The 24,283-nt window shown below is 74.0% G+C and carries 25 protein-coding genes; 18 read left to right on the top strand and 7 right to left on the bottom strand.

The window, feature by feature from the left end:
• Nucleotides 1-42: 42 nt before the first annotated feature.
• Nucleotides 43-1,368, bottom strand: a complete 1,326-nt coding sequence (locus tag ACN27B_RS06655; protein ID WP_422743939.1) for an MDR family MFS transporter — start codon at nt 1,366-1,368, stop codon at nt 43-45.
• A gap of 151 nt (nt 1,369-1,519) precedes the next feature.
• Here ACN27B_RS06655 and ACN27B_RS06650 point away from each other — a divergent pair, with 151 nt between their 5' ends.
• Nucleotides 1,520-2,287: a phosphoglyceromutase gene (locus tag ACN27B_RS06650; RefSeq protein WP_091569294.1), complete on the top strand. Its 768-nt coding sequence runs from the start codon at nt 1,520-1,522 to the stop codon at nt 2,285-2,287.
• A gap of 71 nt (nt 2,288-2,358) precedes the next feature.
• On the opposite strand, the gene phoU is transcribed toward ACN27B_RS06650, so the two are convergent.
• Nucleotides 2,359-3,003, bottom strand: coding sequence for a phosphate signaling complex protein PhoU (gene phoU, locus ACN27B_RS06645; RefSeq protein WP_091569299.1), 645 nt, complete (start codon nt 3,001-3,003; stop codon nt 2,359-2,361).
• Nucleotides 3,004-3,204: 201 nt separating this feature from the next.
• Here phoU and ACN27B_RS06640 point away from each other — a divergent pair, with 201 nt between their 5' ends.
• From ACN27B_RS06640 to ACN27B_RS06630, 3 genes are all read left to right on the top strand, one after another.
• The gene (locus ACN27B_RS06640) at nt 3,205-4,497 is read left to right on the top strand and encodes a sensor histidine kinase (protein WP_172967910.1); all 1,293 of its coding nucleotides are present in this window, start codon (nt 3,205-3,207) and stop codon (nt 4,495-4,497) included.
• A 21-nt stretch (nt 4,498-4,518) separates the two neighbouring features.
• The gene (locus tag ACN27B_RS06635; protein ID WP_099163537.1) at nt 4,519-5,202 is read left to right on the top strand and encodes a response regulator transcription factor; all 684 of its coding nucleotides are present in this window, start codon (nt 4,519-4,521) and stop codon (nt 5,200-5,202) included.
• A 938-nt stretch (nt 5,203-6,140) separates the two neighbouring features.
• Nucleotides 6,141-6,692: a hypothetical protein gene (locus ACN27B_RS06630; protein WP_422743936.1), complete on the top strand. Its 552-nt coding sequence runs from the start codon at nt 6,141-6,143 to the stop codon at nt 6,690-6,692.
• 46 nt (nt 6,693-6,738) lie between these two features.
• Here the strand turns inward: ACN27B_RS06630 and ACN27B_RS06625 are convergent, their stop codons facing one another.
• On the bottom strand, nt 6,739-7,392 hold the full coding sequence (locus ACN27B_RS06625; RefSeq protein ID WP_099163539.1) for an NADPH-dependent F420 reductase: 654 nt from the start codon (nt 7,390-7,392) through the stop codon (nt 6,739-6,741).
• Nucleotides 7,393-7,530: 138 nt separating this feature from the next.
• Here ACN27B_RS06625 and ACN27B_RS06620 point away from each other — a divergent pair, with 138 nt between their 5' ends.
• On the top strand, nt 7,531-8,109 hold the full coding sequence (locus ACN27B_RS06620; RefSeq protein ID WP_422743934.1) for a TetR/AcrR family transcriptional regulator: 579 nt from the start codon (nt 7,531-7,533) through the stop codon (nt 8,107-8,109).
• A gap of 45 nt (nt 8,110-8,154) precedes the next feature.
• Here the strand turns inward: ACN27B_RS06620 and ACN27B_RS06615 are convergent, their stop codons facing one another.
• Nucleotides 8,155-8,961 (bottom strand): hypothetical protein, encoded by an 807-nt coding sequence (locus tag ACN27B_RS06615; RefSeq protein ID WP_099164898.1) that lies wholly within the window; start codon nt 8,959-8,961, stop codon nt 8,155-8,157.
• A gap of 74 nt (nt 8,962-9,035) precedes the next feature.
• Here ACN27B_RS06615 and ACN27B_RS06610 point away from each other — a divergent pair, with 74 nt between their 5' ends.
• Both ACN27B_RS06610 and ACN27B_RS06605 read left to right on the top strand, forming a co-directional pair.
• Nucleotides 9,036-9,980 (top strand): Ppx/GppA phosphatase family protein, encoded by a 945-nt coding sequence (locus tag ACN27B_RS06610; protein ID WP_091569317.1) that lies wholly within the window; start codon nt 9,036-9,038, stop codon nt 9,978-9,980.
• A 75-nt stretch (nt 9,981-10,055) separates the two neighbouring features.
• Nucleotides 10,056-10,862 (top strand): sugar phosphate isomerase/epimerase family protein, encoded by an 807-nt coding sequence (locus ACN27B_RS06605; protein WP_172967911.1) that lies wholly within the window; start codon nt 10,056-10,058, stop codon nt 10,860-10,862.
• Nucleotides 10,863-10,929: 67 nt separating this feature from the next.
• Here the strand turns inward: ACN27B_RS06605 and ACN27B_RS06600 are convergent, their stop codons facing one another.
• From ACN27B_RS06600 to ACN27B_RS06590, 3 genes are read right to left on the bottom strand one after another with little or no spacing between them, the layout of a single operon-like run.
• Nucleotides 10,930-11,496 (bottom strand): CGNR zinc finger domain-containing protein, encoded by a 567-nt coding sequence (locus ACN27B_RS06600; RefSeq protein WP_091569324.1) that lies wholly within the window; start codon nt 11,494-11,496, stop codon nt 10,930-10,932.
• Between the two features lie 19 nt (nt 11,497-11,515).
• Complete coding sequence (locus ACN27B_RS06595; protein ID WP_099163541.1) at nt 11,516-12,682, bottom strand: glutathionylspermidine synthase family protein; 1,167 nt, start codon at nt 12,680-12,682, stop codon at nt 11,516-11,518.
• 1 nt (nt 12,683) lies between these two features.
• Nucleotides 12,684-12,959 (bottom strand): hypothetical protein, encoded by a 276-nt coding sequence (locus ACN27B_RS06590; RefSeq protein ID WP_245666126.1) that lies wholly within the window; start codon nt 12,957-12,959, stop codon nt 12,684-12,686.
• 117 nt (nt 12,960-13,076) lie between these two features.
• On the opposite strand from ACN27B_RS06590, the gene ACN27B_RS06585 reads away from it, so the two are divergent.
• From ACN27B_RS06585 to ACN27B_RS06535, 11 genes are all read left to right on the top strand, one after another.
• Nucleotides 13,077-13,997 carry a proline dehydrogenase family protein gene (locus ACN27B_RS06585; protein ID WP_091569337.1) on the top strand — a complete coding sequence of 307 codons (921 nt, stop codon included), beginning with the start codon at nt 13,077-13,079 and terminating at the stop codon, nt 13,995-13,997.
• A 39-nt stretch (nt 13,998-14,036) separates the two neighbouring features.
• Complete coding sequence (locus ACN27B_RS06580) at nt 14,037-14,831, top strand: alpha/beta fold hydrolase (RefSeq protein WP_422743929.1); 795 nt, start codon at nt 14,037-14,039, stop codon at nt 14,829-14,831.
• A complete protein-coding gene (locus ACN27B_RS06575; RefSeq protein ID WP_091569345.1) occupies nt 14,824-15,393 on the top strand; it encodes a TetR/AcrR family transcriptional regulator in 570 nt (189 codons plus the stop codon). The genes ACN27B_RS06580 and ACN27B_RS06575 overlap by 8 nt, the downstream gene beginning before the upstream one ends.
• The gene (locus ACN27B_RS06570) at nt 15,390-15,728 is read left to right on the top strand and encodes a YrdB family protein (protein WP_422743927.1); all 339 of its coding nucleotides are present in this window, start codon (nt 15,390-15,392) and stop codon (nt 15,726-15,728) included. Before ACN27B_RS06575 ends, ACN27B_RS06570 begins: the two co-directional genes overlap by 4 nt.
• A 1,560-nt stretch (nt 15,729-17,288) precedes the next feature.
• Nucleotides 17,289-18,587: a hypothetical protein gene (locus tag ACN27B_RS06565; RefSeq protein ID WP_099163546.1), complete on the top strand. Its 1,299-nt coding sequence runs from the start codon at nt 17,289-17,291 to the stop codon at nt 18,585-18,587.
• A 29-nt stretch (nt 18,588-18,616) separates the two neighbouring features.
• Nucleotides 18,617-20,014, top strand: coding sequence for an efflux RND transporter periplasmic adaptor subunit (locus tag ACN27B_RS06560; protein WP_422743925.1), 1,398 nt, complete (start codon nt 18,617-18,619; stop codon nt 20,012-20,014).
• The gene (locus ACN27B_RS06555; protein WP_422743923.1) at nt 20,011-20,868 is read left to right on the top strand and encodes an ABC transporter ATP-binding protein; all 858 of its coding nucleotides are present in this window, start codon (nt 20,011-20,013) and stop codon (nt 20,866-20,868) included. The genes ACN27B_RS06560 and ACN27B_RS06555 overlap by 4 nt, the downstream gene beginning before the upstream one ends.
• The gene (locus tag ACN27B_RS06550; protein WP_099163548.1) at nt 20,865-22,049 is read left to right on the top strand and encodes an ABC transporter permease; all 1,185 of its coding nucleotides are present in this window, start codon (nt 20,865-20,867) and stop codon (nt 22,047-22,049) included. Before ACN27B_RS06555 ends, ACN27B_RS06550 begins: the two co-directional genes overlap by 4 nt.
• A gap of 223 nt (nt 22,050-22,272) precedes the next feature.
• The gene (locus tag ACN27B_RS06545) at nt 22,273-22,482 is read left to right on the top strand and encodes a helix-turn-helix domain-containing protein (RefSeq protein ID WP_013288759.1); all 210 of its coding nucleotides are present in this window, start codon (nt 22,273-22,275) and stop codon (nt 22,480-22,482) included.
• A gap of 220 nt (nt 22,483-22,702) precedes the next feature.
• Nucleotides 22,703-22,804 (top strand): 30S ribosomal protein bS22, encoded by a 102-nt coding sequence (locus tag ACN27B_RS06540; RefSeq protein WP_007465623.1) that lies wholly within the window; start codon nt 22,703-22,705, stop codon nt 22,802-22,804.
• A gap of 120 nt (nt 22,805-22,924) precedes the next feature.
• Complete coding sequence (locus ACN27B_RS06535) at nt 22,925-23,998, top strand: NAD-dependent epimerase/dehydratase family protein (RefSeq protein ID WP_091569368.1); 1,074 nt, start codon at nt 22,925-22,927, stop codon at nt 23,996-23,998.
• The last annotated feature ends 285 nt before the right edge of the window (nt 23,999-24,283 follow it).

Below are 24,283 nucleotides of genomic sequence, written 5' to 3'. Positions count from 1 at the left end.
TACCGTATCCGCCGGTCCGGCGGCCGGCACGCGGGGGCGTACTCAGGAGCCGACCCGAACCGGCTCGGCGGGCGAGGTGGCCGCGGCCTCGGCCGCCTCCGGCGCCGGGGTGCGGGTGGCGGTGACCGGCGTGACCGTCGTGCCGACGGCGCGCAGCCGGGCCGCGCGCCGCTCCCGGGCCGGGCCGGAGACCAGGTGGGCGACCGCCGCCACGACGCCGATGCCGGCGCAGCCGAGCCAGAGCGCGCTGTTGCCGGCGTGCTCGCGCACCAGGCCGCCGAGGATCGGCGCGGCAGCGCCGGCGAGCTGCCAGGAGAGCGAGAAGACGCCCTGGTAGCGGCCGCGCAGCGCGGCCGGTGACAGCTCCGCGATGAGCGTGGCGTTGGACGGCGAGTTGAGCATCTCGCCGAGCGTCCAGATCAGCACGGTCAGGCCGTAGAGCCAGACCGTGTCGGCGAACGCGGTGAGCCCGAACCCGACGCCCATCACCAGCGCCGCGAGCGCCAGCACGCGCGAGCGGCTCCGGCCCTTGATGAGCCGGGGCACGAAGAGTTGGCCGACCACGATGAGTACGCCGTTGAGCGCGATCACCGAGCCGTAGGTGGCGGGGCTGAGCCCGGAGTCGCCCATCGCGATCGGCAGCATCGAGATGTGCTGGAGGAACACCAGCGCGGCGAGCAGGTTGAGCGCCACGAAGCCGAGGAAGACCCGGTCGGCGAGGATGGTCCGCAGCGCGCCGGCGGGCGCGGGGGCGCCCTTGACGACGGGGCCGGTCGGCGTGGTCCGGGTCTCCCGCACCCGGGTGAAGATGATCAGCGCGGTGACCACCGTCGTGGTCGCGTCCACCAGGAAGAGCAGCAGGTAGCCGGCCTGGGCGGCGAAGCCGGCGAGGACGGCGGCGCAGGCGAAGCCGAGGTTGATCGCCCAGTAGTTCAGCGAGAAGGCCCGCAGCCGGTCCTTCTCCGGCACCACGTCGACCATCATGGCGCCGAAGGCCGGGCGGGCCGCCTCGGCGAACGTGCCGAGCAGCAACGCGCCCACGGCCACCGCCCAGAGCGGCCGGGCCAGGCCCAGCGCGACCATCATGGTGGCCGCGCCGAGGTGCGCGGTCAGCAGCGTGGGCCGGCGGCCCCAGCGGTCGGTCAGCGTGCCGCCGACGGTGGTGCCGACCGCGCCGCCGACGCCCCAGAGCCCGATCACCAGACCCGCCTGCGAGGCGGAGAAGTCGCGCTCCTGGGTCAGGTAGATGGCGAGGAAGACCAGGATGAACGAGCCGAGCCGGTTGATCAGGGTGCCGGTCCAGAGGTACCAGAACGTCCGTGGCAGGCCGCCCGCCGTCTCCTGGAACCAGCCCCGCACCGTCCGCATGCCGACGCCCCCCGCTCGGTAATGACCGACCTCTGCCGGATGCCTTACAACCTAGCCCCGCCCCGGAACGCCGGTCATCCGCATTTCCACGTGGTGGTCGTCACCACCGGTCCCCGCGTGTCCGCCGGGCCGGTACGGCAGGATGATCCGCATGACTGCGAGCGAAGGGCCCACCATCGGGACGCTGGTCCTGCTGCGGCACGGCGAGAGCGACTGGAACGCCAAGAACCTCTTCACCGGCTGGGTCGACGTCGACCTGACCGCCAAGGGCGAGACCGAGGCGCGGCGCGGCGGCGAGCTGCTCCGCGAGCACGACCTGCTGCCGGACGTGGTGCACACCAGCCTGCTGCGCCGGGCGATCCGCACCGCCGAGCTGGCGCTGAACGCCGCCGACCGGCACTGGATCGCGGTGCGCCGGTCGTGGCGGCTCAACGAGCGCCACTACGGCGCACTCCAGGGCAAGAACAAGAAGCAGACCCTGGACGAGTACGGCGAGGAGCAGTTCATGCTCTGGCGCCGGTCGTACGACACGCCGCCGCCCCCGATCGACGACAACGACGAGTGGTCGCAGGTCGGCGACCCCCGGTACGCGTTGCTGCCGACCGAGCTGATGCCCCGGACGGAGTGCCTCAAGGACGTCGTCGACCGGATGCTGCCCTACTGGTACGACTCGATCGTGCCGGACATCCTGGCCGGCCGGACCGTGCTGGTGGCGGCGCACGGCAACTCGCTGCGGGCGCTGGTCAAGCACCTCGACCAGATCTCCGACGACGCGATCGCCAAGCTGAACATCCCCACCGGCATCCCGCTGCGCTACGACCTGGACGCGGACCTGCGCCCGCAGGTGCTCGGCGGGACGTACCTCGACCCGGAGGCCGCGAAGGACGCCGCCGCCGCAGTCGCCAACCAGGGCCGCTGAGGGTGTAAGGAAGGGCCCCTTCTTAACACTGGGCTGTTAAGAAGGGGCCCTTCCTTGCACGGGGGCCGGGGTCAGCTGGACGGCGAACCGGTGATCAGGTAGACCACGTGCTCGCCGGCGTTCACCGCGTGGTCGGCGAAACGCTCGTAGAAGCGGCCCAGCAGGGTCGCGTCGATGGCGGTCTCCACGCCGTACGGCCAGTCGTCGCCGAGCAGCACGCCGAACAGGCTCTTGTGCAGGTCGTCCATCGCGTCGTCGTCCCGGTCCAGCTCCGCCGCCACGTCGGCGTCGGGCTTGGCCAGCACCGCGCCGATCTTCTCGGCCATCCGGTCGGCGATGCCGGCCATGTCGGTGAAGACCGGCCGCAGCTCGGCCGGGACCGCCGGCGAGGGGTGCCGGCGCAGCGCGGTCTTGGCCACGTGGTCGGCCAGGTCGCCCATCCGCTCCAGGTCGGCGGCCACGTGCAGGGCGGTGATCATCGCGCGCAGGTCGGAGGCGACCGGCGCCTGACGGGCGAGCAGGTCGCAGACCCGCTCCTCCACGTGCCGGTAGAGGTCGTCGATCTCGGCGTCCCGCGCGATCACCGTCTCGGCCGCGGCGCGGTCGGCGGTGAGCAGCCCCCTGGTGGCCTGCCGCATGGCCGCGCGCACCGCCTCGGCCATGTCCACCAGCAGTTGGCTGACAATCTGCAGGTCGGCCCGGAACTCGTCGCGCATCGTCACTTCCTGGGGTCGATTGCCGTCGCCGGGAGCGGCTACGGCGTGAGCAGGTGCGCGCCCCACGGTAGGCCGGACGGCCGGCACCAGGGTGAACGCGGATGAACGACGCGGGACCCGCAGGTGAACTTTCCCGGAAGCGAGAGTGGTTCGTCCCTTTGTGCCCGATCCCCGGGTTAACAATGACCCTACGATCGCCGGGTGGAATGGGCGGTGGCCATCGCGGTGGCCGTGGCGCTGGTGACCGGGCTGGTCGCCGGGTCGCTGCTGTCCGAGCCCGTCGGGGAATGGCGACGCCGCCGGGCGTCGCGGGGCGGCGGGACCTCCCGCCGTGACGCAGGGAGGCCGACGATTCCGGACGACCAGCAGGGGGGCCTCTCCGGGCTCGGCCGCAAGACGATCGACTCGTTGCGCGCCGGCGTGGTGGTGCTCGACCCGGACGACGTGCCGGTGCTCGTGAACCCGGCCGCCCGCGCGATGGGGCTGCTGCGCACCGGGGCGACACCTGGCTCGATCGCGGCGCACCCGTTGATCCGTACCCTCGCCGGGCAGGTCCGCCGCACGGGCGTGCGTCGCGAGATCGAGCTGGACCTGCCCCGGGGCCGCGACAGCTCCGGGGTCAACCCGCTCGGCGTGCACCTGCGGGCCATGGGACTGGGCGCCGGTTACATCTCGATCGAGGCGGTCGACGTCACCGAGTCGCACCGCCTGGCCCGGGTGCGCCGGGACTTCGTGGCCAACGTCAGCCACGAGCTGAAGACCCCGATCGGCGCCCTCCAACTGCTCGCCGAGGCGTTGGTGGACGCCACCGAACCGGCCGGCGACGGCGCGCCCGACCTCTCCGAGGACCTGGTCGCCGCGCGGCGGTTCGCCGAGCGGATCCAGCACGAGTCCACCCGGCTCGGCCGGCTGGTGCAGGAGCTGCTGGAGCTGACCCGGCTCCAGGGCGCCGAGCCGCAGCCCGCCCCCGAACCGGTCTCGCTGGACTGGGTGCTCGCCGAGGTGATCGACCGCACCCGCACCGCGGCCACCGCCCGCCGGGTGGAGATCGTCGTGGACGGGCAGCGGGGCCTGACCGCGTACGGCAGCGACAGCCAACTCGCGACCGCGGTGGCGAACCTGGTGGAGAACGCGATCACCTACTCGGCCGAGGACACCACGGTCCGGGTCACCGTGCGGGGCACCGACGAGTACGTCGAGGTCGCCGTCGCGGACCAGGGCATCGGCATCGCCCCGAACGAGGTCGACCGGATCTTCGAACGCTTCTACCGGGCCGACCAGGCCCGCTCCCGGGCGACCGGCGGCACCGGCCTGGGGCTGGCCATCGTCAAACACATCGCCAGCAACCATGGCGGTCGGGTGGATGTGTCGAGCACCCTTGGTGGGGGGTCGACGTTCACCCTCCGGCTGCCTGCCCGCCCCCCGGACGACCTGGAGGCGACACTCGCCTCCGCTGGGATCGAGGCCGGCCCGGCCGAGCTCCGGCAGGTCTGACCACAGGAAAGGAAACACCCGTTGAGCCGCGTACTGGTGGTCGAGGACGAGGAATCGTTCTCCGACGCCCTGTCCTACATGCTCCGCAAGGAGGGGTTCGAGGTCTCCGTCGCCGCGACGGGTCCCTCCGCCCTCACCGAGTTCGACCGGACCGGCGCCGACATCGTGCTGCTCGACCTGATGCTGCCGGAGATGTCCGGCACCGAGGTCTGCCGTCAGCTCCGCCAGCGGTCGCACGTCCCGATCATCATGGTCACCGCCCGGGACAGCGAGATCGACAAGGTGGTCGGCCTGGAGATCGGCGCCGACGACTACGTGACCAAGCCGTACTCGCCCCGTGAGCTGGTCGCGCGGATCCGCGCGGTGCTGCGCCGGCAGAGCACCGAGGCCAACGAGACGGGCGCGCCGACCCTGGCCGCGGGCCCGGTACGGATGGACATCGAGCGGCACGTGGTGACCGTCGACGGCGCCGGGGTGCAGCTCCCGCTCAAGGAGTTCGAGCTGCTGGAGCTGCTCCTGCGCAACGCCGGCCGGGTGCTCACCCGTGGCCAGCTCATCGACCGGGTCTGGGGTGCCGACTACGTGGGCGACACCAAGACGCTGGACGTACACGTGAAGCGGCTGCGCTCCAAGATCGAGCCGGAGCCGTCCGCGCCGCGCTACATCGTCACCGTCCGGGGCCTGGGCTACAAGTTCGAGCCGTGACCGTCGCGGCTCCTCACCCCGTCACCTGACCGACTCCGGCCACGGCGGGTCGGGCCGCGCTGCCCGTGGTCTCGTGCCTCGTCGCCCCTTTCGCGTCGCATTGCTCCGTGTCCGCGTCGCGCCTGCTCACCCGTTTCGTGCCCCCACCTCCTCGCTGTCCGCCTCGCTCTCGGAGAGCTTCGAAGCGGTCTTCGGGCAGTCGTTGTTCGCCGCGAACGAAACTGTCGGCGATCGTCGCGGGCTGCTAGGGCTGCTGCGGCCTGCTCGGGCGGGCGTCCGGTGTGCGGGGTGGGTCTGAGGTTGGGCGGGCGTAGCGCTCGTTGGCGGGCGGTGGGTGGAACGGGGTGGGCGTCTGCTGGGGCCAAGATGCACCCACGGTGTTCCACCGATGGGGCTGGCGGGCGCTGGATGGAGCGTGATGGGTGTCTCCGCGGCGGGATGCACCCATGGCGTTCCACCGACGGGGCTGGCGGGCGCTGGGTGGAACGTCATGGGTGTCTCCGCGGCCGGGATGCACCCATGGCGTTCCACTGGCCGCGTTGTCGGCCGCTGGGTGGAACGTCGCGGGTGTCCGGATGCACCCGTGGACGTCACCCGTCTGCGTGGAGTGCGGGTGGTTGTCCGGTTCGGTGGTGGTGGGCGGCACCCTGGGCACGGAATCGCCGCAGGCTGGGCGGCGTTGTAGACGGGTGAACGACCGAGCAGGCGAACACCCCCGAGCCGCCACCCCCGCCCCCGGGGAATGACGGCCGGCCGCCGGTCGTTGCACATCATCCCGGCGCCGCGACGAGGCCCCCCGCCCCGCGAGCTGCCGAACCCCGGCCCCCGCCACACGGCCTCCGAGCCCGACGGGCAAGCCGGATCCCCTCAAGACTTTTCGCGCGCCTGACGGTGCCCACACCCCCCCGGGTGTGTTGACCCCCGAATGGAGCCCTCTCATGAACACGATCCTGCGTAAGAGCATTCTCGGTATCGCTGGTCTGGCCTTCACCGGTGGTGTGTTCGCCGGTCCGGTCGCCGCCCACGCCGACACCGCCCATGCCGCCGCCGGTAAGCCCGTCGCGGTTGCCAGCGTGCAGGGTGAGCAGTCCCGCATCACTCTGAACGACGAGCAGCTGGCCAACGCCAAGGCGATCATCGCCGCGACGAAGAAGGCCGGCCTGCCCGAGCGGGCCGCGGTCATCTCGATCGCCACCGCCCTGCAGGAGTCGAAGCTGGAGAACCTCGGGCACCTCGGCGACAAGAATGACCACGACTCGCTGGGTCTGTTCCAGCAGCGCCCGTCGAGCGGTTGGGGCACGCCGGAGCAGATCACCGACCCCGAGTACTCCACCCTGGCGTTCCTCAAGGGCCTGAAGCAGGTCGACGGCTGGGAGAAGATGCCGCTGACCGAGGCTGCGCAGACCGTCCAGGTCTCCGCCTACCCCGACGCCTACGCCCAGTGGGAGAAGCAGGCCACCGACATCGTGGCCCAGCACTGGACCAAGTAAGACCGAAGGCCGGCACCCCCAACCGGGTGCCGGCCTTCGCGCGTTCTCAGCGCACGACCTTGACGTTGAACAGGGAAGTGCCCAGCCGGCCGTAGAGGCGCAGCCAGATCGGCAGCAGCATCTCGGTGCCCCGTGCCGTGGTGATGTCGCCCAGGTCGATCACGTCGGTGTGGCCGAAGCTGGTGAGCAGGTCGACGACCACCTTCTTGGCCTCGGCGTCGTCACCGGAGACGAAGACGCTGTGGTCACCGTCGGCGAGCTGCCGGGGGTGCGTCATCAGGTCGGCCGTGAGCGTGTTCAGCGCCTTGACCACCCGGGTGCGGGGGAATGCCCGCTGGATCCGCTCGGCGAGCGAGTCGTCGTTGACCACGGACAGGGTGGGCGGAAAACCCTTGCTGAAGTCGAGCGGGTTGGCGATGTCGAGCAGGACCTTGCCGGCCAGGTTCTCCGCGCCCGCCGCGTCGAGCGCGGGCAGGGAGCCGTCGCCGCTGGTCGCGTTCACCACCAGGTCGGCCTCGGCGGTGGCGTCGGCGTGGCCGGCCAGGGTGACGCCGGAATGTCCGGCGGCCCAGTCGGCCCAGTCTCCGGCCTGTGTGGCGGCGACGTCCCGGGTGCCGACGACGACCTCGTGCCCCAGCTCGGCCGCGCGAGCGGCGATGGCCCGCCCCACCATGCCGGTGCCCAGTACTGCGATGCGCATGTCGAATCCGTCCTCCGATTACGGCGCGACCACGACTGCCACGCCCGATGCGACCGAGACTAACAGACAGGTCTGTCTACTAGAAGGGTGAGGAGACGTACCGGTCTGTAGACTTCGCCGAACGACGGAGGAGGAACCATGGCCCGCACGCCCGCCGGCACCGCCCGGGACCGCATCCTGGGGACCGCGTTCCGGCTGTTCTACGCGTACGGGCCACGTGGCGTCGGGGTGGACACGGTGATCGCCGAGTCGGGCGTCGCCAAGGCCACGCTCTACAAGCACTTCCCACGCAAGGACGACCTGGTCCTGGCGTACCTGGACAAGGTCGACCAGGCCTGGTCCGGCGCGTTGCGGGACGCGGCCCGGGAGGCCGGTGACGATCCCCGGGCGCAGCTCGTCGGCATGTTCGACGCGCTCGGCGGCGCCTGCCGCCGCGAGGGCTACCACGGCTGCGCGTTCATCAACACCGCGGCCGAGTCACCCGCCGGGAGCCCGGTGCACGCCCGTACCGTCGCGCACAAGAACGCGGTGCGGGCCTGGGTGACCGACCTGGCCCGGCAGGCCGGGGCGGCCGAGCCGGAGTTGCTGGCCCGTCAGCTGACCCTGCTGCTCGACGGCGGGCTGGCCGGCGGAGTGCTCGACGGCGACCCGGCGGTCGCCGACGCGGCGAAGCGGAGCGCCCACGCCCTGATCGACGCGGCGCTCCCGGAGCGTTAAAAGGGGGCCCCTCCTCTACCGGAGGCGTTAATAAGGGGCCCTTCCTTACTCGCTGGCCGGGTGGGGGGCGACCTGGCCCTGGCGGAAGCGGGCGGCGCAGAGTTCGGCCAGCTTCGCGTACGCGGGCGCGCCGACCAGCGCGGTCAGCTCGGGCCCGTAGGAGAGGTACATCGGCTCGGCGCCGACGTGCGCGTCGGTGGACGAGGTGCACCACCAGTCCAGGTCGTGCCCGCCCGCGCCCCAGCCGCGCCGGTCGAACTCGGCGAGCGTGGAGATCAGCACCTTGGTGTTGTCCGGCCGGGTGTGCCACTCCTGGTCGCGGCGCACCGGTAGCTGCCAGCAGACGTCGGGCTTGTATTCCAGCGGGTGCACGCCGTCGCGCAGCGCCTGGGCGTGCAGGGCGCAGCCGCCGCCACCGGCGAAGTCGGCGTCGTTGAGGAACACGCACGGCGCGTCGACGTCGCGGGTGGCGGTGCGCCGGGCCGGGGTCTTGCCGTCGACCGTGTCGTTCTCGGTCCAGTTCTTGAAGCCGCGGCGGAAGTGCTGCCAGGTCTCCGGCGTCAGCCGCTTGACCGCCGCCCGCACCCGCTTCTCGTCGTCGGAGTCGGTGAAGAACGCGCCGTGCGAGCAGCACCCGTCGGCGGCCCGCCCGGCGATGATGCCGTGGCAGCCCCGGCCGAAGACGCACGTCCAGCGGGACAGCAGCCAGGTCAGGTCGGCGCGGACGACGTGCTTCGGGTCGGCCGGGTCGACGAACTCGATCCACTCCCGCGGGAAGTCCAGCCCGACCTCGCGGCTGCGCGGGTCGTCGGGGTCGTCCACCAGCACGTGAAGCTCGATCTGCCCTGTCACCCGGACCAGCGTACGCGCGGTCACCCCGCCCGGCCGGCGAGCCGACGAAACGTGTTGCCCCTAGGGTTCTTCCCATGCGACTGGGTGTCCTCGACGTCGGTTCCAACACGGTGCACCTGCTGGTGGTCGACGCCCATCACGGCGCCCATCCCTGGCCGGCCCACTCCGAGAAGGTGGTGCTGCGGCTGGCCGAGCAGATCGGTCCGGACGGCGCGCTGACCGACACCGGGGCGGACGGGCTGGTCAAGGCCGTCGGCATGGCCCGGGCGGCGGCCGACGGGCTGGGCGCCGAGGACCTGCTGGCGTTCGCCACCAGCGCGGTCCGGGACGCCACCAACGCCGGCGAGGTGCTGGCCCGGGTCCGCGACGAGACCGGCGTACGCCTGGAGGTGCTCTCCGGCGCGGACGAGGCGCGGATGACGTTCCTCGCGGTGCGGCGGTGGTTCGGCTGGTCCGCCGGGCGGCTGCTGGCGATGGACATCGGTGGCGGCTCGCTGGAGCTGGCCGCCGGCATCGACGAGCACCCGGACGTCGCGGTGTCGCTGCCGCTCGGGGCGGGGCGGCTCAGCCGGGAGCGGCTGGCGGTCGACCCGGCCGGCCTGCTGCCGCCGCCGGCCGAGGCCGTGGAGGAACTGCGGGCGTACGTGGACGCGCAGCTCGACCCGGTGGTGAAGCAGCTGACCGAGGTGGGTTGGGAGCGTCCGGTCGCGACCTCGAAGACGTTCCGCACGCTGGCCCGGTTGGCCGGGGCCGCGCCGTCCGGCGCCGGTCTCTGGGCCCGGCGCAGCCTGACCCGCACCGGCCTGCGCCAGGTGCTCGGGTTCGTCCGGCACATCCCGCCGGCCCAGTTGCCGGAGTTGGAGGGGGTCAGCGCGCAGCGGGCCCACCAGCTCCTGGCCGGCGCGGTGGTGGCCGAGGCGGTCATGCGCCGGCTCGACGTCGACAGTCTGGACATCTGCCCCTGGGCGCTGCGCGAGGGGGTCATCCTGCGCCGGTTGGATCAGCTCGCGCCGATGTGATCCGCGCGGCCGCTCTGGGCGCTTTGCTGCTGCTCGTCCCGATGCCTCCTGGCGGGGGCGGCTACCCTCAGAGGCGTGACTTCCCGCGTCCCGGTGCTCCTGTCCACGTCGTCGGTCTTTCCCGAACGGACCGCGGCGGCGTTCCAGCTCGCCGCGGCGCTCGGGTACGACGGCATCGAGGTGATGGTCTGGACCGACCCGGTCAGCCAGGATCCGGGCGCGCTGCGCGGTCTCTCCGAGCACTACGGCGTCCCGGTGCTCTCCGTGCACGCCCCCTGCCTGCTGGTCACCCAGCGGGTGTGGAGCGCCGACCCGTGGGAGCGGCTGCGGCGGGCCGCCGAGCTGGCCGAGACGCTGGAGGCGCCGACCGTGGTGGTGCACCCGCCGTTCACCTGGCAGCGTGACTACGCGCGCACGTTCGCCGACGGGCTCGACACCATCGCCGGGCGCTTCGGCGGGCTGCGCTTCGCGGTGGAGAACATGTTCCCGGTGCGGATGGCCGGCCGGCAGTTCGTGCCGTACGTGCCGGGCTGGGACCCGACCGACACCGGCTACGCCTCCTACACGCTGGACCTCTCGCACTGCGCGGCCTCGCACACGGACGCGCTGGCCATGGCCGACCGGATGGGCTCCGGCCTGGCGCACGTGCACCTGGGCGACGGCACCGGCGAGGGGCGGGACGAGCACCTGGTGCCCGGCCGGGGCGGCCAGCCCTGCGCGGAGCTGCTCCGCTCGCTGGCCGGGCGCGGCTTCACCGGCTCGGTGGCGGTGGAGGTCACCACCCGGGGCGCGAAGAGCCGCGCGGTCCGCGAGGCGGATCTGCGGGAGTCGCTGGAGTTCGCCCGGGCCAACCTGACCGCGCCCTCACCGGTCGACGCCTGAGCCGGCCCCGCGCCGGTCGACGGCCCGCGCCGGCCGACGCCCTGAGCCGGCTCGCGCCGGCCGAGGGTCAGATGACCGGGGAGAGCGGCTGAGCCGGCACCGCCTGCTCGCCGACCGCGGCCCGCTTGCGGGCCCGGTGGGCCGCCACGTGCGAGCGGGTGGCGCAGCGCTCGGAGCAGAACCGCCGGCAGCAGTTGGACGAGGTGTCCAGGTAGACGTTGCCGCAGCGCTCGTCCGCGCAGACGCCGAACCGGGCGCTGCCGTACTCGCAGAGCCAGACCGACAGCCCCCAGACCGCGCCGGCCAGGTATTCGGAGGAGACCGAGGCGCCCCGGCTGGTCACGTGCATGTGCCAGTCGGAGGAGTCGTGGCCGGAGATGCGCGGCTGCACCGGGAACGCCTCCAGCAGCGCGTTCAGCTCCGCCACCGCCTCGCCGTCCCGCCCCGAGGTGCCGTACGCGAAGACGTCCCGGAGGCGCTTCTGCGCCCGCCGGAAGATCGCCAGGTCCCGTTCCGCGACCTCGTCGCGCATCCAGGCGTTCTCGTCCGGGAAGAGGGCCCGCAGGCCGTCGAGGTCGTCCAGCCGGGCGTTGACGAGCTCGACCCCGGTCCGGGCGTACGCGTCGAAGTTCACGACACCAACGGTAGACGACTCAGGGCAGACGCGGCGCGTCGATGTAGTGGGGCAGGAACCGCGCGTAACCGTCAGTGATGAGGCTCTCGCTCTCCCGTACCCCGGCACCGGCCGACCCGCCGTCCACGATCCAACTGCCGAGCACCGTCCGGTAGCCGGCGAACTCGGGCAACGCGCGGAACTCCTGGTAGCAGAAGCCCTCGTCGCCGTAGATCCCCGGGTTGGTGATCTCGGTGCCGCCGGTCACGATGCGTACCGAGCCGCCCTCGCGGCCGAGCAGCGGCTTGGCCACGTACTCGGTCATCCCGCGCGGCGAGTCGAGGTATGCCGGCAGCAGCAGCTCGTGGCCCGGGTACAGCTCCCAGAGCACGGCCAGCAGCGCCTTGTTCGACAGCAGCAGCTTCCAGGCCGGCTCGATCCAGGTGGTCGGGGTGCCCGGGTCCAGCGCCGGCCGCCCGTAAGGCTCGGCGAGCATCCACTCCCAGGGGTAGAGCTTGAAGCAGGTGGTGATCGGCCGGTCGTCGGCGTCGACGAAGCGCCGCCCGTCCCAGCCGACGTGCTGGATCGGCATGAGCGTCACGTCCAGCCCGGCCTGGCGGGCGGTCTCGGCCAGGTAGCCGGCGGTGATCTGGTCCTCGCCCGACTCCTCCTCGTTCGACCAGAGCACGTGCACCCGGGGGTCGTGCAGCCCGGCGCCGATCTTGGCCCACGAGGCGGTCAGCCGCTCGTGCAGGCTGTTCCACTGGTCCGCGTCCGGGCGGGTGTCCTCCAGCCAGTACCACTGCACGATGCTCGCCTCGACCAGCGCGGTCGGGGTGTCGGCGTTGTACTCCAGCATCTTCGGCGGCCAGCTGCCGTCGTACCAGAGGTCGAACCGGCCGTAGAGCGTCGGCGGGGCCTCCCGCAGCGAGCGGGCGACCGCCTCGGCGGCCCATTCCGGGATGCCGAACTCGGCGTACCGGCGGCGGGCCACCACGTGCTCGGCGGCGGCGACGGACATCCGGTGCAGCTCCTCGGTCGCCTCCTCCAGCCGGAGCACCTCGTCCAGGGTGAAGGAGTAGGCCGCGGTCTCGTCCCAGTACGACATGATCTCGCCGTCGGGCAGCTCGGTGTCCACGTACACCAGGCCCTGGGTCCGGATGGTGTCGTCCCAGTCGGGGCGCGGGGTGCTCGCCTCGCGGCGCACGTCAGCCGCCGCAGGAGGCGAGGTGGGTGCCGAAGCCGCCCCGGTCGGGCAGCGCGGCGGCCGGGGCCGTGTCGCCGCGTGCGGCGGTGGCCGGGGCCGGGACGCGCAGGGCCACGGCGACGGTGTCGCCGCCCCCGCCGGCCGGGCCGAGCGCGCAGTCGTCATCGTCGTCGTCGTAGCCGTTGTTGCAACCGGTGAGCGCGAGGGCCAGCGCGGTCAGCGCGCCGAGCTGCACGGTGGCCGAGCGGAGCCGGCGCCGGGGGTGTCGTCGATCCACGTGAACGTTGTAGCCGATGGCCGCCAGCGCCGGTGCCCCGCGTCCCTAGTCCGCACGCTGAGTGAGGTTGGCCGCCGCGCCCGGCGCGGGCCCCGGGCCGGGCGTTACGCTCGGCTCATGCTCCGTTCCGTCATCCTCGCCGCCTCCCGGTCAACCCAGGTGGAGCGGCTCGTCGCGACGGCCCCGTTCACCCGGGACGTCGTCCGCCGGTTCGTCGCCGGCGCCGCCACCGACGACGCGCTGCGCGCGACCCGCGCACTCGTCGCCGACGGCCAAGCGGTCACCCTCGACTACCTAGGCGAGGACACCACCACCCCGGAGCAGGCGAACGCCACCCGGGACGAGTACCTCACGCTGCTGCGCCTGCTCGGGGCCGCCGGCCTCACCCCGGCCGCCGAGGTCAGCGTGAAGCTGTCCGCGCTCGGCCAGGCGTTCGACGAGCAGTTCGCGTACGACAACGCGCGGCAGATCTGCGCGGCGGCCGACGCGGCCGGCACCACGGTCACCCTGGACATGGAGGACCACACCACCACCGACTCGACCCTGGACATCCTGGCCAAGCTGCGCAAGGACCACCCGTCGACCGGCGCGGTGCTCCAGGCGTACCTGCGGCGGACCGAGTCGGACTGCCGCGAGCTGTCCGCGGCCGGGTCCCGGGTGCGGCTGTGCAAGGGCGCGTACAAGGAGCCCGAGTCGGTGGCGTACCAGTCCGCCCGCGAGGTGGACAAGTCCTACGTGCGCTGCATGAACGTGCTGATGGCCGGCGACGGCTACCCGATGCTGGCCACCCACGACCCGCGCCTGATCGCCATCGGCGAGGACCGGGCCCGCTGGTTCGACCGCGACCCGGGGCGGTTCGAGTTCCAGATGCTCTACGGCATCCGCCCGGAGGAGCAGAAGCGCCTGGTCGGCGAGGGCTACACGGTCCGCACCTACGTCCCCTACGGCGACCAGTGGTACGGCTACCTGATGCGCCGGCTCGCCGAGCGCCCGGCCAACCTGATGTTCTTCGGCCGCGCGGTGGTCTCGAAGAAGTGAGCCTTGACCGGCAAGGCTAACGACATTAGCTTTATGGCTATGACGGTTAGCCGGGTGGCGCGGGACGGCGGGACGATCGCGTACGAGACGCACGGCTCGGGGCCTCTCGTGGTGCTCGCGCACGGCATGGGGGAGAACCGGGCGGCCTTCCGGCACCTGACCCCCCGACTGGTGGCGGCCGGCTACCGGGTCGCCTCGATCGACGTACGGGGGCACGGCGACTCCAGCCCGCACTGGCCCACGTACGCCCCGGCCGAGGTCGGCGGCGACCTGCTCGCCGTGGTCCGGGCGCTCGGCGGTGGGCCGGCCACGCTGGTCGGCAGCTCGTCCAGCGGGGCCGGCGTCGTCTTCGCCGCCGCCGACGCGCCCGACCTGGTCAGCGGCATCGTGCAGATCAGCCCGTTCGTCGCCGCCCCGAAGCCGAACCTGGCGATGCGGGCCGCCCAGGCGGCCGTGCTCCGCAGCCCCCGGCTGTTCGGGCTGTTCCACCGCACGCTCTTCCCGTGTGTCCGACCGGCCGACGACGCCGCGTACCGCAAGGAGATGGTCGCCAGGCTGCGCGGCCGGATGGACGCGGTGCGCGGGGTGATCGCGCCGGTCGACCCGCACTGGACCACGCGGGCGCCCGAGGTGCGGCAACCGGTGCTGGTGCTGATGGGCACGAAGGACCCGGACTTCCCCGACCCGGGCGCCGAGGCCCGCGCCGCCCGCCGGCAGTTCGCCGTCGCCGAGGCGCGCATGATCGCCGACTCCGGCCACTACCCGCACGCCGACCAGCCCGACGCCACCGCTGCCGACCTGGCCGAGTTCCTGACGGCGACCGCGCGTGCCTAGGGCCGGCCTGACCCCCGCGACGGTGGTCCGGGAGGCCGCCGTGCTCGCCGACGAGGTCGGCTACGACCGGCTGACCCTGGCCGCGCTCGCCGGCCGGCTCGGCGTCGCGCTGCCCAGCCTCTACAAGCACGTGCGGGGCGTGGACGCGCTGCACCAGAAGCTCGCCGTGCTCGCCGCCGCCGAGATGGCCGACGTGCTGACCGCCGCCGCCGCGGGCCGGGCCGGCGACGACGCCTTGCGCGCCGTCGCCGCCGCCTACCGGGCGTACGCCCACCGGCACCCCGGCCGCTACCCGGCCGCCCAGCGCGCGCCCGACCCGGCCGACCCCGAGCACCTGGCCGCCGCTGAACGCGCGGTCGGCGCGATCTTCGCGATCCTGCGCGGGTACGGCCTCGACGGTGACGCGGCCGTCGACGCCACCCGGATGTTCCGGGCCACCGTGCACGGCTTCGTCTCCCTGGAGGCGGCGGGCGGGTTCGGGCTGCCCCGCGACGTCGACCGTTCGTTCGACCAGATGGTCGACGGGCTGGACCTCGCCTACCGCGGCTGGCGGTCCCGGTGAAGGCGCTGCTGCTGGGCCTGATCTTCCTGCTGGAGCTGGCGCTGCTCGCGGCGGCCGGACTCTGCTGGGGCTTCACGCTCGACGCCGGCTGGCCGGTGCGGCTGCTCGCCGGCCTCGGCGCGCCGCTGGTGATCGCCGTCGTCTGGGGTGTGTTCTGCTCGCCCCGGGCGACCGTGGCGCTGCCCGCCCCGGCCAAGCTGGGCGTGCAGGCGGCCTGCTTCCTCAGCGGCGGCGTCCTGCTGGCCCTGGCCGGTCACCCACTTCCCGGCGCGGCCCTGGTGCTGCTCTGGGCCGTCGACAAGGCCGTCCTCATCCGCTCTGGCAACCCGATCTGACCCGCCCTCGCGGCGAGGCGCGCGGCCGATCTTGGTACCGATCCGCCCTCGGAGGGGCGGATCGGTACCAAGATCTCGACACACGGCTGGATCTTGGAAGTTTGAGGCCCCTATGAGGGCCGTTTCCTTCCAAGATCTGGCTCGCGGTCCGGCGCGGAGATTGGTCGCGGGCTCCACCCCCGGCCGCCCGCGTCCGCACCCTTGCCCGCGTCCGCGTCCCCGTCGATCTTGAAGTTGTGGCACCTGGGATAACGGGTCAATCCGACATGCTGGGCGCCACACCTCCAAGATCGATGCACGGTGCCGGTACGGCGCGGTGCCGGGTGGGGGCGGCAGGGATTACGGGTAGGACTCTTTCCCGGAACGCCCGATTGGTCGTACCCTTCGCCGGTGACCGACGGCGACGAGGAGCCTCCCGGCCGGGCAGCCGACGGCGACGAGCCACGCGCCGGGAGCGACGGCGAGGGGCCACGCCCGCGCGTCGAGGCGTCACCCGATCCGACCCCGGTCGGGAGTCCGGACCCGGCGAGCCGTGAGTCGTCAGCGCAGGTCACACCCCGCCCGGTCGCGTCGGTCCCCGCCCCCGGACCGGCCGCCCCCGGACCGACCGCCTCCGGACCGACCGCCCCTAGACCCAACCCGACCGCCTCCGGACCGACCGCCTCCGGACCGACAGCACCCGCACCCCGCACGACCGCCCCTGGACCCGACCCGGCCTCGTCCGGGTCGAGCGCGGCCTCGTCCGGGTCGAGCGCGGCCTCGTCCGGGTCGAGCGCGGCCTCGTCCGGGTCGAGTGCCACCGCGCCCGCTCCTGCACTGGCCGCACCCGATTCGAGCGCATTCGTTCCCGCCCTGACCCCGGCTGCACCCGAGCCGGCCGCGGCTCTTCCCGCCCCGAGGCCGGCCGCCCCCGAGCCGAGTGCCGTTGTCCCCGAGCCGCGTGCGGTCGCCCCCGCCCAGAAGCCGGCCACCCCTGATCCAGGTGGCGCCGCCTCCGAGTCGGGTGCGGTCGTCCCCGCCCGGAGGCCGGCCGCCGCCGAGCCGAGTGCCGTCGCCTCCGAGCCGAGTGCTGTCGTCCCCGAGCCGGGCGCGGTCGCATCCGCCCCGGAATCGAGCCCGGCCAACCCGACGCCGAGTGCGGTCGCGCCCACGCGGGTGCCGGCCGCCCCGGCTGCGAGGCCGACAGTGCCCGAGCCGATCACGCCCGCATCCCCTCCGGCAGCGGCCGCGCCCGAGGAAGGCGCCGACGCTCCCCGCCCGGCGCCGTCGCCCTCGACACCACCACCGCCCTCGGCGCCGTCGCCCTCGACACCACCACCGCCCTCGGCGCCGTCGCCCTCGACACCACCACCGCCCTCGGCGCCGTCGCCCTCGACACCACCGCCCTCGGCGCCGTCGCCCTCGACACCACCACCGCCCTCGGCGCCGTCGCCCTCGACACCACCACCGCCCTCGGCGCCGTCGCCCTCGACACCACCGCCCTCGACACCACCGCCCTCGGCGCCGTCGCCCTCGACACCACCGCCCTCGGCGCCGTCGCCCTCGACACCACCGCCCTCGATGCCGCCGCAGGTGGCCGTACCCCATGCGCCTGCCCCGATCGGGAGGGCGGCGAAGAAACGACGCTGGCCGCTCTGGACCGCCCTCGGCCTGGCCCTCGGGCTGACGGCGGGCGCGGTGCCCGGCGTACTCCTGCGGCAGTTGGCGCCCGACGCGGCCGGGCGGCCGGCCGCGGGCCGTGAGGACCGGGGCACGCCGGAGCAGCGGCGGCTCGCCGAGCGGATGGTCACGCAGCTCGACCGCCAGGCCGGCGCGCTGCTCGGCGGCGACCGGGCCGGCTTCCTCGCGGTGGCCGAGCCGGCGGCCCGGCCGGCGCTCAGCAAGCGGTACGCGGCGTTGCGCGCGTTGCGGACCAGCGTGTGGCGACCCGCCGCCGTCGGTGTGCCGGTGGCCGTCGACGGGCGGCCCGGGGAGTGGCGGCTGACGGTGACCGTGGGCTACTGCTTCGTGGTGCCGGGCTGCGGGCCGAGCACGGCGACGATGGGCACCCGCTGGCGGGTGGTGGGGGAGGAGCCGCGGCTGACCGCCGTGGAGCCGTCCCGGACGGATCCGGCGGGCGTGCGGCCGTGGGAGGTCAGTGACCTGGCCGTCGCGGTGGGGAAGCGGGCGGTGGTGGCCACCACGCCGGCCCAGCGGGCCAAGCTGCCGGGGTTGCTGGCGCAGGCGGAGTCGGCCGCCCGGGCCGCGGACCGGTACGCGGTCGACGGCACGCCTCCGGACCGCTACCTGGTCTTCTACGCCGGGCGGGCGGAGTGGCAGCGTTGGTACGGCGGTGGCCGACCGAAGTGGACCGCCGGGTACGCGGTGGGCGTCGGTGGGGGGCGGCACGACGTCGTGCTCAACGCGCAGAGCCTCTCCCCGGCCGGGGTGGACGACCTGCTGCGGCACGAGCTGACCCACGCCGCCTCGCTGCCGGAGCAGGGTTACGCGGATCGGGCGAGCTGGTGGCTGGTGGAGGGGCTGGCCGAGTACGCCGGCACCGACGGCCAGCCGGTCGACCGCTACGAGGGCCTGGCCGAGGTGCGCAAGCTGCTCCGGGGCGGGTGGTCCGGCCGGCTGGACGCGGTGGCTCCGGCCGACGACGCGAGCGACGACCGGGTCGGCGGCGCCTACGGCGTCGGGTACCTGGCCGTGCGGCACCTGGTCGACCGCTACGGCGAGCAGCGGGTGCTGGACTTCTTCCGGGCCGTGGTGCACCAGCGCCGGTCCCCGGCCGAGGCCGCCGACGAGGTGTTCGGCGACCCGTGGTCGACGTTGCAGGACGACTGCGTCGCCTACGTGCGAACCGCCGCCGGCTGACCCGTCGACACCGGTCGACGGGTCGTAGCATGGGCCGGGTGGCCCGCACCCCCTCGCCGCGGCTGCCCGCGGCCCGCCGCCCCCGTCTCGTCACCGCCCTCCTCGCCGTCGTCGCCCTGACCGGCACCACCGCCGCCTCCTGCGGTGACGACACCTCCGCCGTCGCCGTCGCCCCGGTCGGCCGCGCGCCGGTGAGCGAGGTGATCGACGCGCCGGCCACGGTGACCGCCCGGGCCGCCGCCACCCTCACCGCCCCCGCCGACGGCACGCTGGCCAGCCTGCGGGTCCAACCCGGACAGCGGGTTTCCCGCGGGCAGGTGCTCGCGGTGATCGACTCGCCGTCCGCGCGGGACCGGCTGGCGCAGGCGCGCGACGCGTTGCGCGCGGCGAAGCGCGCCGGCCGGGGCGTCGGCGTCGGCGACCTGGGCGGCAGCCGGCGCGGCACCGACAAGGCCGCGGACGAGGCGTTCGCCGCCGCCCGCGCCGCCGCCGGCAAGGTCGGCGACCCGCAGTTGCGGTCCGCGCTGCTGCTCCAGGTCCGGTCGGCGCAGCAGCAGTACGAGTCGGCCGCCCGCGCCGCCGACCGCGCGGTCACCGCCGTGCAGCGCGGCGTGGCGGGCCTGAACAGCGCCGTCGGCGCGCTGTCGGCCGCGCAGCGCCTCCAGGCCCAGCAGGCGTACGACCTGGCGAAGGCGACCGTCGACGCGTTGACGCTGCGCGCCCCGATCGGCGGTGTGGTGCAGCCGGGTGGCACCCGGGCGGCCGCGCCGTCCGACCTCGCCGGGCTGCTCGGCGCGGCCGGCGGCGGGTCGGTGCCCGGGCTGGACCCGTCGGCGCTGGGCGCGGCCGGTCAGGGCGGCCCGCCGGCGGGGGTCGACGACGCGGTGCCGGCCGGTGGCCGGGTCACCGCCGGCACCCCGGTGCTCACGGTGGTGGACACCGGGCGGCTGGGCCTGCTCGCCGAGGTCGACGAGACCGACGTGCTGCTGGTTCGGGCCGGGGTGCCCGCCTCGGTCGAGTTGGACGCGGTGACCGGCGCGACCTACGACGCCACGGTGCGGTCCGTCGACGTGTTGCCCACCAGCTCGGCCCGGGGCGGGGTCACCTACCGGGTCCGGCTCGACCTGGGTGCCGGTCGGCTCGGTGAGGCGGAGGCCGCGCCGGCGCCCCGCCCCGGGATGAACGCGGTGGTCCGGCTCCGGGTGCGGGAGGCCGCCGACGCGGTGGCCGTACCGGCCTCGGCGGTGTTCTCCGCGGACGGGCGGGACGCGGTCTGGGTGCTGCGCGACGGACGCGCGGACCGGGTCCCGGTGACGGTCGGCGTGCAGGGTCAGGACCTGGTGCAGATCGTGGACGGGGTGCGGGCCGGCGACCGGGTGGTGGTGCGCGGCGCCGACCAGGTCCGCGACGGCCAGGAACTCCCGTGACCGTCGCCGCGGTCGAGGCGGTCGACGTCTCGCGCACGTACGAGCTGGACGGGGTGTCGGTGTCCGCGCTGCGCGGCGTCTCGCTCACCATCGACCAGGGCGAGTACGTGGCGGTGATCGGCCCGTCCGGCTCCGGCAAGTCCACGCTGATGCACCTGCTCGGCGGGCTGGACCGGCCCACCGGCGGCCGGTTGGTGATCGGTGGCCGGGACGTGGCCGCGCTGACCGCCCCGGAACTGGCGACGCTGCGCAACGAGACCATCGGCTTCGTCTTCCAGGCGTTCCACCTGCTGGCCCGGACGTCCGCGGTGGACAACGTGGCGCTGCCGTTGGTCTACCGGGGCGTCGGCGCGCGGCAGCGACGGGAACGGGCGGCGGCGATGCTCGGCCGGGTCGGGCTCTCCCACCGGCTGCACCACCGGCCCAACCAGCTCTCCGGCGGCGAGCAGCAGCGGGTGGCGATCGCCCGGGCGTTGGTCACCGAGCCGGCGGTGCTGCTGGCCGACGAGCCCACCGGCAACCTGGACAGCGCCACCGGCGAGGCGGTGCTGGAGCTGCTGGAGCGGTTGAACGCCGAGTCCGGGGTGGCCCTGGTGATGGTCACGCACGACCAGGAGGTGGCCGCCCGGGCGCGCCGCCGGATCGCCGTCCGGGACGGGCTGATCCGCTCCGACACCCGTCATGATCGACCGGGGTCGGGCGGTTCCGGCGCACCTGCGACACTGGACCCCGCTCCCAGCGCGGAGCCCCGGTCCGCGTCCGGAAGCGGCCCGGGGCACCCGCCCGGTGGCTCCGGTGGCGCCACCGGAGCCACCGGGCGCCTTCCGCGCGCCGGCGCCGGGGGTGCCGGATGAGGGTGGCCGAGGCCTGGCGGGTGGCGCTGGACGCGCTGCGGGCCAACCGGATGCGCAGCCTGCTGACCATGCTCGGCGTGATCATCGGGGTCGCCTCGGTGGTGATCCTGGTGGCCATCGGCACCGGCACCAAGCAGCAGGTGGAGCAGCAGGTCGAAGGGCTCGGCTCGAACCTGCTCCTGGTGGTGCCCGGAAAGATCGAGGTGGGCACCGCCCCGGTGGTGTCGCCGTTGGACCTCAAGGACGTCGACGCCGTCTCCCGGGTGGTCGGCGACCCCGGCCGGGTGGCCGTGACGGTGGCCTCCGGCGCGACCGCCCGCGCCGGCAACCGGTCGGACTTCACCACCGTGCAGGGCGTGCTGGAGACCACCCCGTCGGTGTTCACCCGGTCGCTGGCCCGGGGTCGCTACCTGACCGGCGCGGACGTCGACACCAGCCGCCGGGTGGCGGTGCTCGGCGCCTCGGTGGCCCGGGCGCTCTTCCCCGAGCGGGACCCGCTCGGCCAGCAGGTCACCCTCGCCGGCGTGCGGTTCCGGGTGATCGGCGTCTTCGCGCCGCTGGGGCAGAGCCTCGGCGTGGACCGGGACGACGAGGTGCACGTACCGGTGACCGCCGCGCAGCGGCTGTGGGGCACCCAGCGGATCGACGGCATCGCGGTCAAGGCGCCGGACCGGGAACGGATCGACCAGCTCGGCGAGCGGATCGTGGCGGAGCTGTCCCGCCGGCACCCGGACACCGAGTTCAGCGCCGTCACCCAGCAGCAGATCCTGGGCGTGCTCGGCGACATCCTGGGTGTGCTCACCGGCGTCCTGGCCGCCATCGCCGGCATCTCGCTGCTGGTCGGCGGCGTCGGCGTCTCGAACATCATGCTGGTCTCGGTACGCGAGCGCACCCGGGAGATCGGCCTGCGCAAGGCGGTCGGCGCCCGCCCCCGGGACATCGGCGTGCAGTTCCTGCTGGAGGCGGTGCTGCTCACCTCGATCGGCGGCCTGACCGGGATGGCGCTCGGCGTCGGCACCGCGCTGCTGGTCGACGCGTTCTCGCCGATCCCGGCGGCGATCACCTGGTGGTCGCTGGCGCTCGCCTTCGGCGTCTCGGCGGCGGTGGGCATCGTGTTCGGCGTGGTGCCGGCGCAGCGGGCCGGCCGGCTCGACCCGGTGGTGGCGCTGCGCGCCGAGTAGCCAGCCACCGGTCCCACGAACGGGAACGGGACGAGCCACCCGTCCGGGCGAAAAAGCCCTGGTGGACACCGGGTGAACGGCCGTCCCGCCATGATCAAACGAGAGAAGGGATCGCGCTGGTCACAGCCGTCCCGCTACCGTACTGGTTACACGCGCGTCGCTCGTCGAGGCGGGAGCACCTGCCCGGTGACACGCGCCGGGCACGGGAATGGGTCGGTGAGCCATGGCCGGGTCGCAGTCCGACGCACGGCTGTCGGATGTCAGGTTCCTGACCGTCGCCGAGGTGGCGACGGTCATGCGGGTCTCCAAGATGACGGTCTACCGTCTCGTGCACAGCGGTGAGCTGACCGCGGTGCGCGTCGGCCGGTCGTTCCGGGTGCCCGAGCACGCCGTGCACGAATACCTCCGGGGCGCGTTCCAGGAGTCCGCCTGACCCCTCGGCGGCCGGTCCGTCGAGTGCGACGAAAAGGGGCATCGACGGGGGCGCGTTGGTCCTGCTGACGCACTCCGGCTACCCTGGACCACGACCGTGACCGCACCCTGGTGTGCCCTGCCCACCTCGCTGGTCCGGTCCGTTGTCCGCAAGCGGGCACGGTGTCACCGACGGTGGCGCCTCCCGGTCCGCCCCGCACGTTGCATCGAAAGGCTGTCGTATGGGCTCGGTGGTCAAGAAGCGCCGCAAGCGCATGGCTAAGAAGAAGCACCGCAAGCTGCTGCGCAAGACCCGCGTCCAGCGTCGCCGTCTCGGCAAGTGACCGGGGCCGGGCTCTGGCCCGGCACCCGGCACCACTTGCCAACTGTCGACCCTCGGAGGCTCAGGTGATCAGGCCGCGGACGTCCCGGCTCGATCCCGCCTGCCGCGCAAGGCGCACGACATGACCCCCGGTGGCACCTCCGGTGCTCCGGGGGTCGTCGTCGTCACCGGGGTCGGCCGCTACCTCGGCGCTAACGTCGCCGCCCGGCTCGCCGCCGACCCGCGTATCGAGCGCGTCATCGGCGTCGACCCGGCTCCGCCCAACCCCGAGCTGACCGACCTGCTCTCGGACGTCGAGCGGGTCCGCATCGACCTCGACTCGCTCGGCGGTCTCCTGGCCGACCTCGACGTCGACGCCGTGGTGCACCTGGCGTTGGTCTCCGCCCCCGATCCGCAGCTCGGCGGCCGGACGGGGATGAAGGAGCAGAACGTCATCGGCACGATGCAGCTGCTCGCCGCCTGCCAGCGGGCGCCCCGGCTGCGCAAGCTCGTGGTCCGCTCGTCGACCGCCGCGTACGGGGTGTCGTTCCGCGACCCGGCCGTCTTCACCGAGGAGACCGAGCCACGCGAGGTGCCGCGCGGCGGTTTCGGCCGCGACATCCTCGACATCGAGGGATACGTGCGGGGGTTCCGCCGCCGCCGGCCGGACGTCACCGCCACCGTGCTGCGCTTCGCCCCGTTCATCGGGTACGCGGCCGACACCACGCTCACCCGCTACTTCTCCCAGCCGGTGGTGCCCACCGTCTTCGGCCGCGACCCACGCCTGCAGTTCGTCCACTTCGACGACGCCCTGGAGGTGCTGCACCGGTCGGTCGCCGAGGAGCACCCGGGGACCTACAACGTCGCCGGGCCGGGCGTGCTGTCGCTGTCCCAGGCGATCCGCCGGGCCGGTCGGGTGGCGCTGCCGGTGCTGGAGCCGGGCCTGGCCGGGGTGGCCGCGGTCGCCCGCACCATGGGTTTCGGGCGCTACGGCCTGGACCAGGTCGACCTCTTCGTGCACGGCCGGGTGGTCGACACCAGCCGGCTGGAGCGCGAGTACGGCTTCACCCCCCGTTCCACCGCCGCCGCCTTCGAGGACTTCATCCGCGCCCACCACGGTGGCGTGGTGGTGACCCGGGACCAGCTCGCCGCCGCGGAGCAGCTGGTGCTGGAGAGCATCCGGCAGGTCCGCTCGACCGTCCAGGAGCGTTCGTGAGCAGCCCGGAGGAGCGGCGTGACGCGCGTTACGACGTACCGCTGACCGTGCCCGAGCCGGGTGCGGAGCCGGCGCGGCGCAACGGGCACCGCCGGGTCACCGCGCCGGCCGCCCGCCCGGCCGCGTCCGCCGCGCCGGCCGACGAGCCGGACACCTCCACCGACGAGCCCGCCGGCGGCGCGGCCGCACCCGGCGCGGAGGCCGCCCGTCCCACCGACGAACCGGGCGTCCCCGCCGCCCGCCCACCGGCCAGGAAGGCGGTGGCCAAGAAGGCCGTCGCCCGGA

Origin of the sequence: Micromonospora sp. WMMD754, from assembly GCF_049315235.1 — a bacterium.
Taxonomy (GTDB): domain Bacteria; phylum Actinomycetota; class Actinomycetes; order Mycobacteriales; family Micromonosporaceae; genus Micromonospora; species Micromonospora sediminicola.
This window is presented reverse-complemented; position numbering and strand designations above follow the sequence as displayed.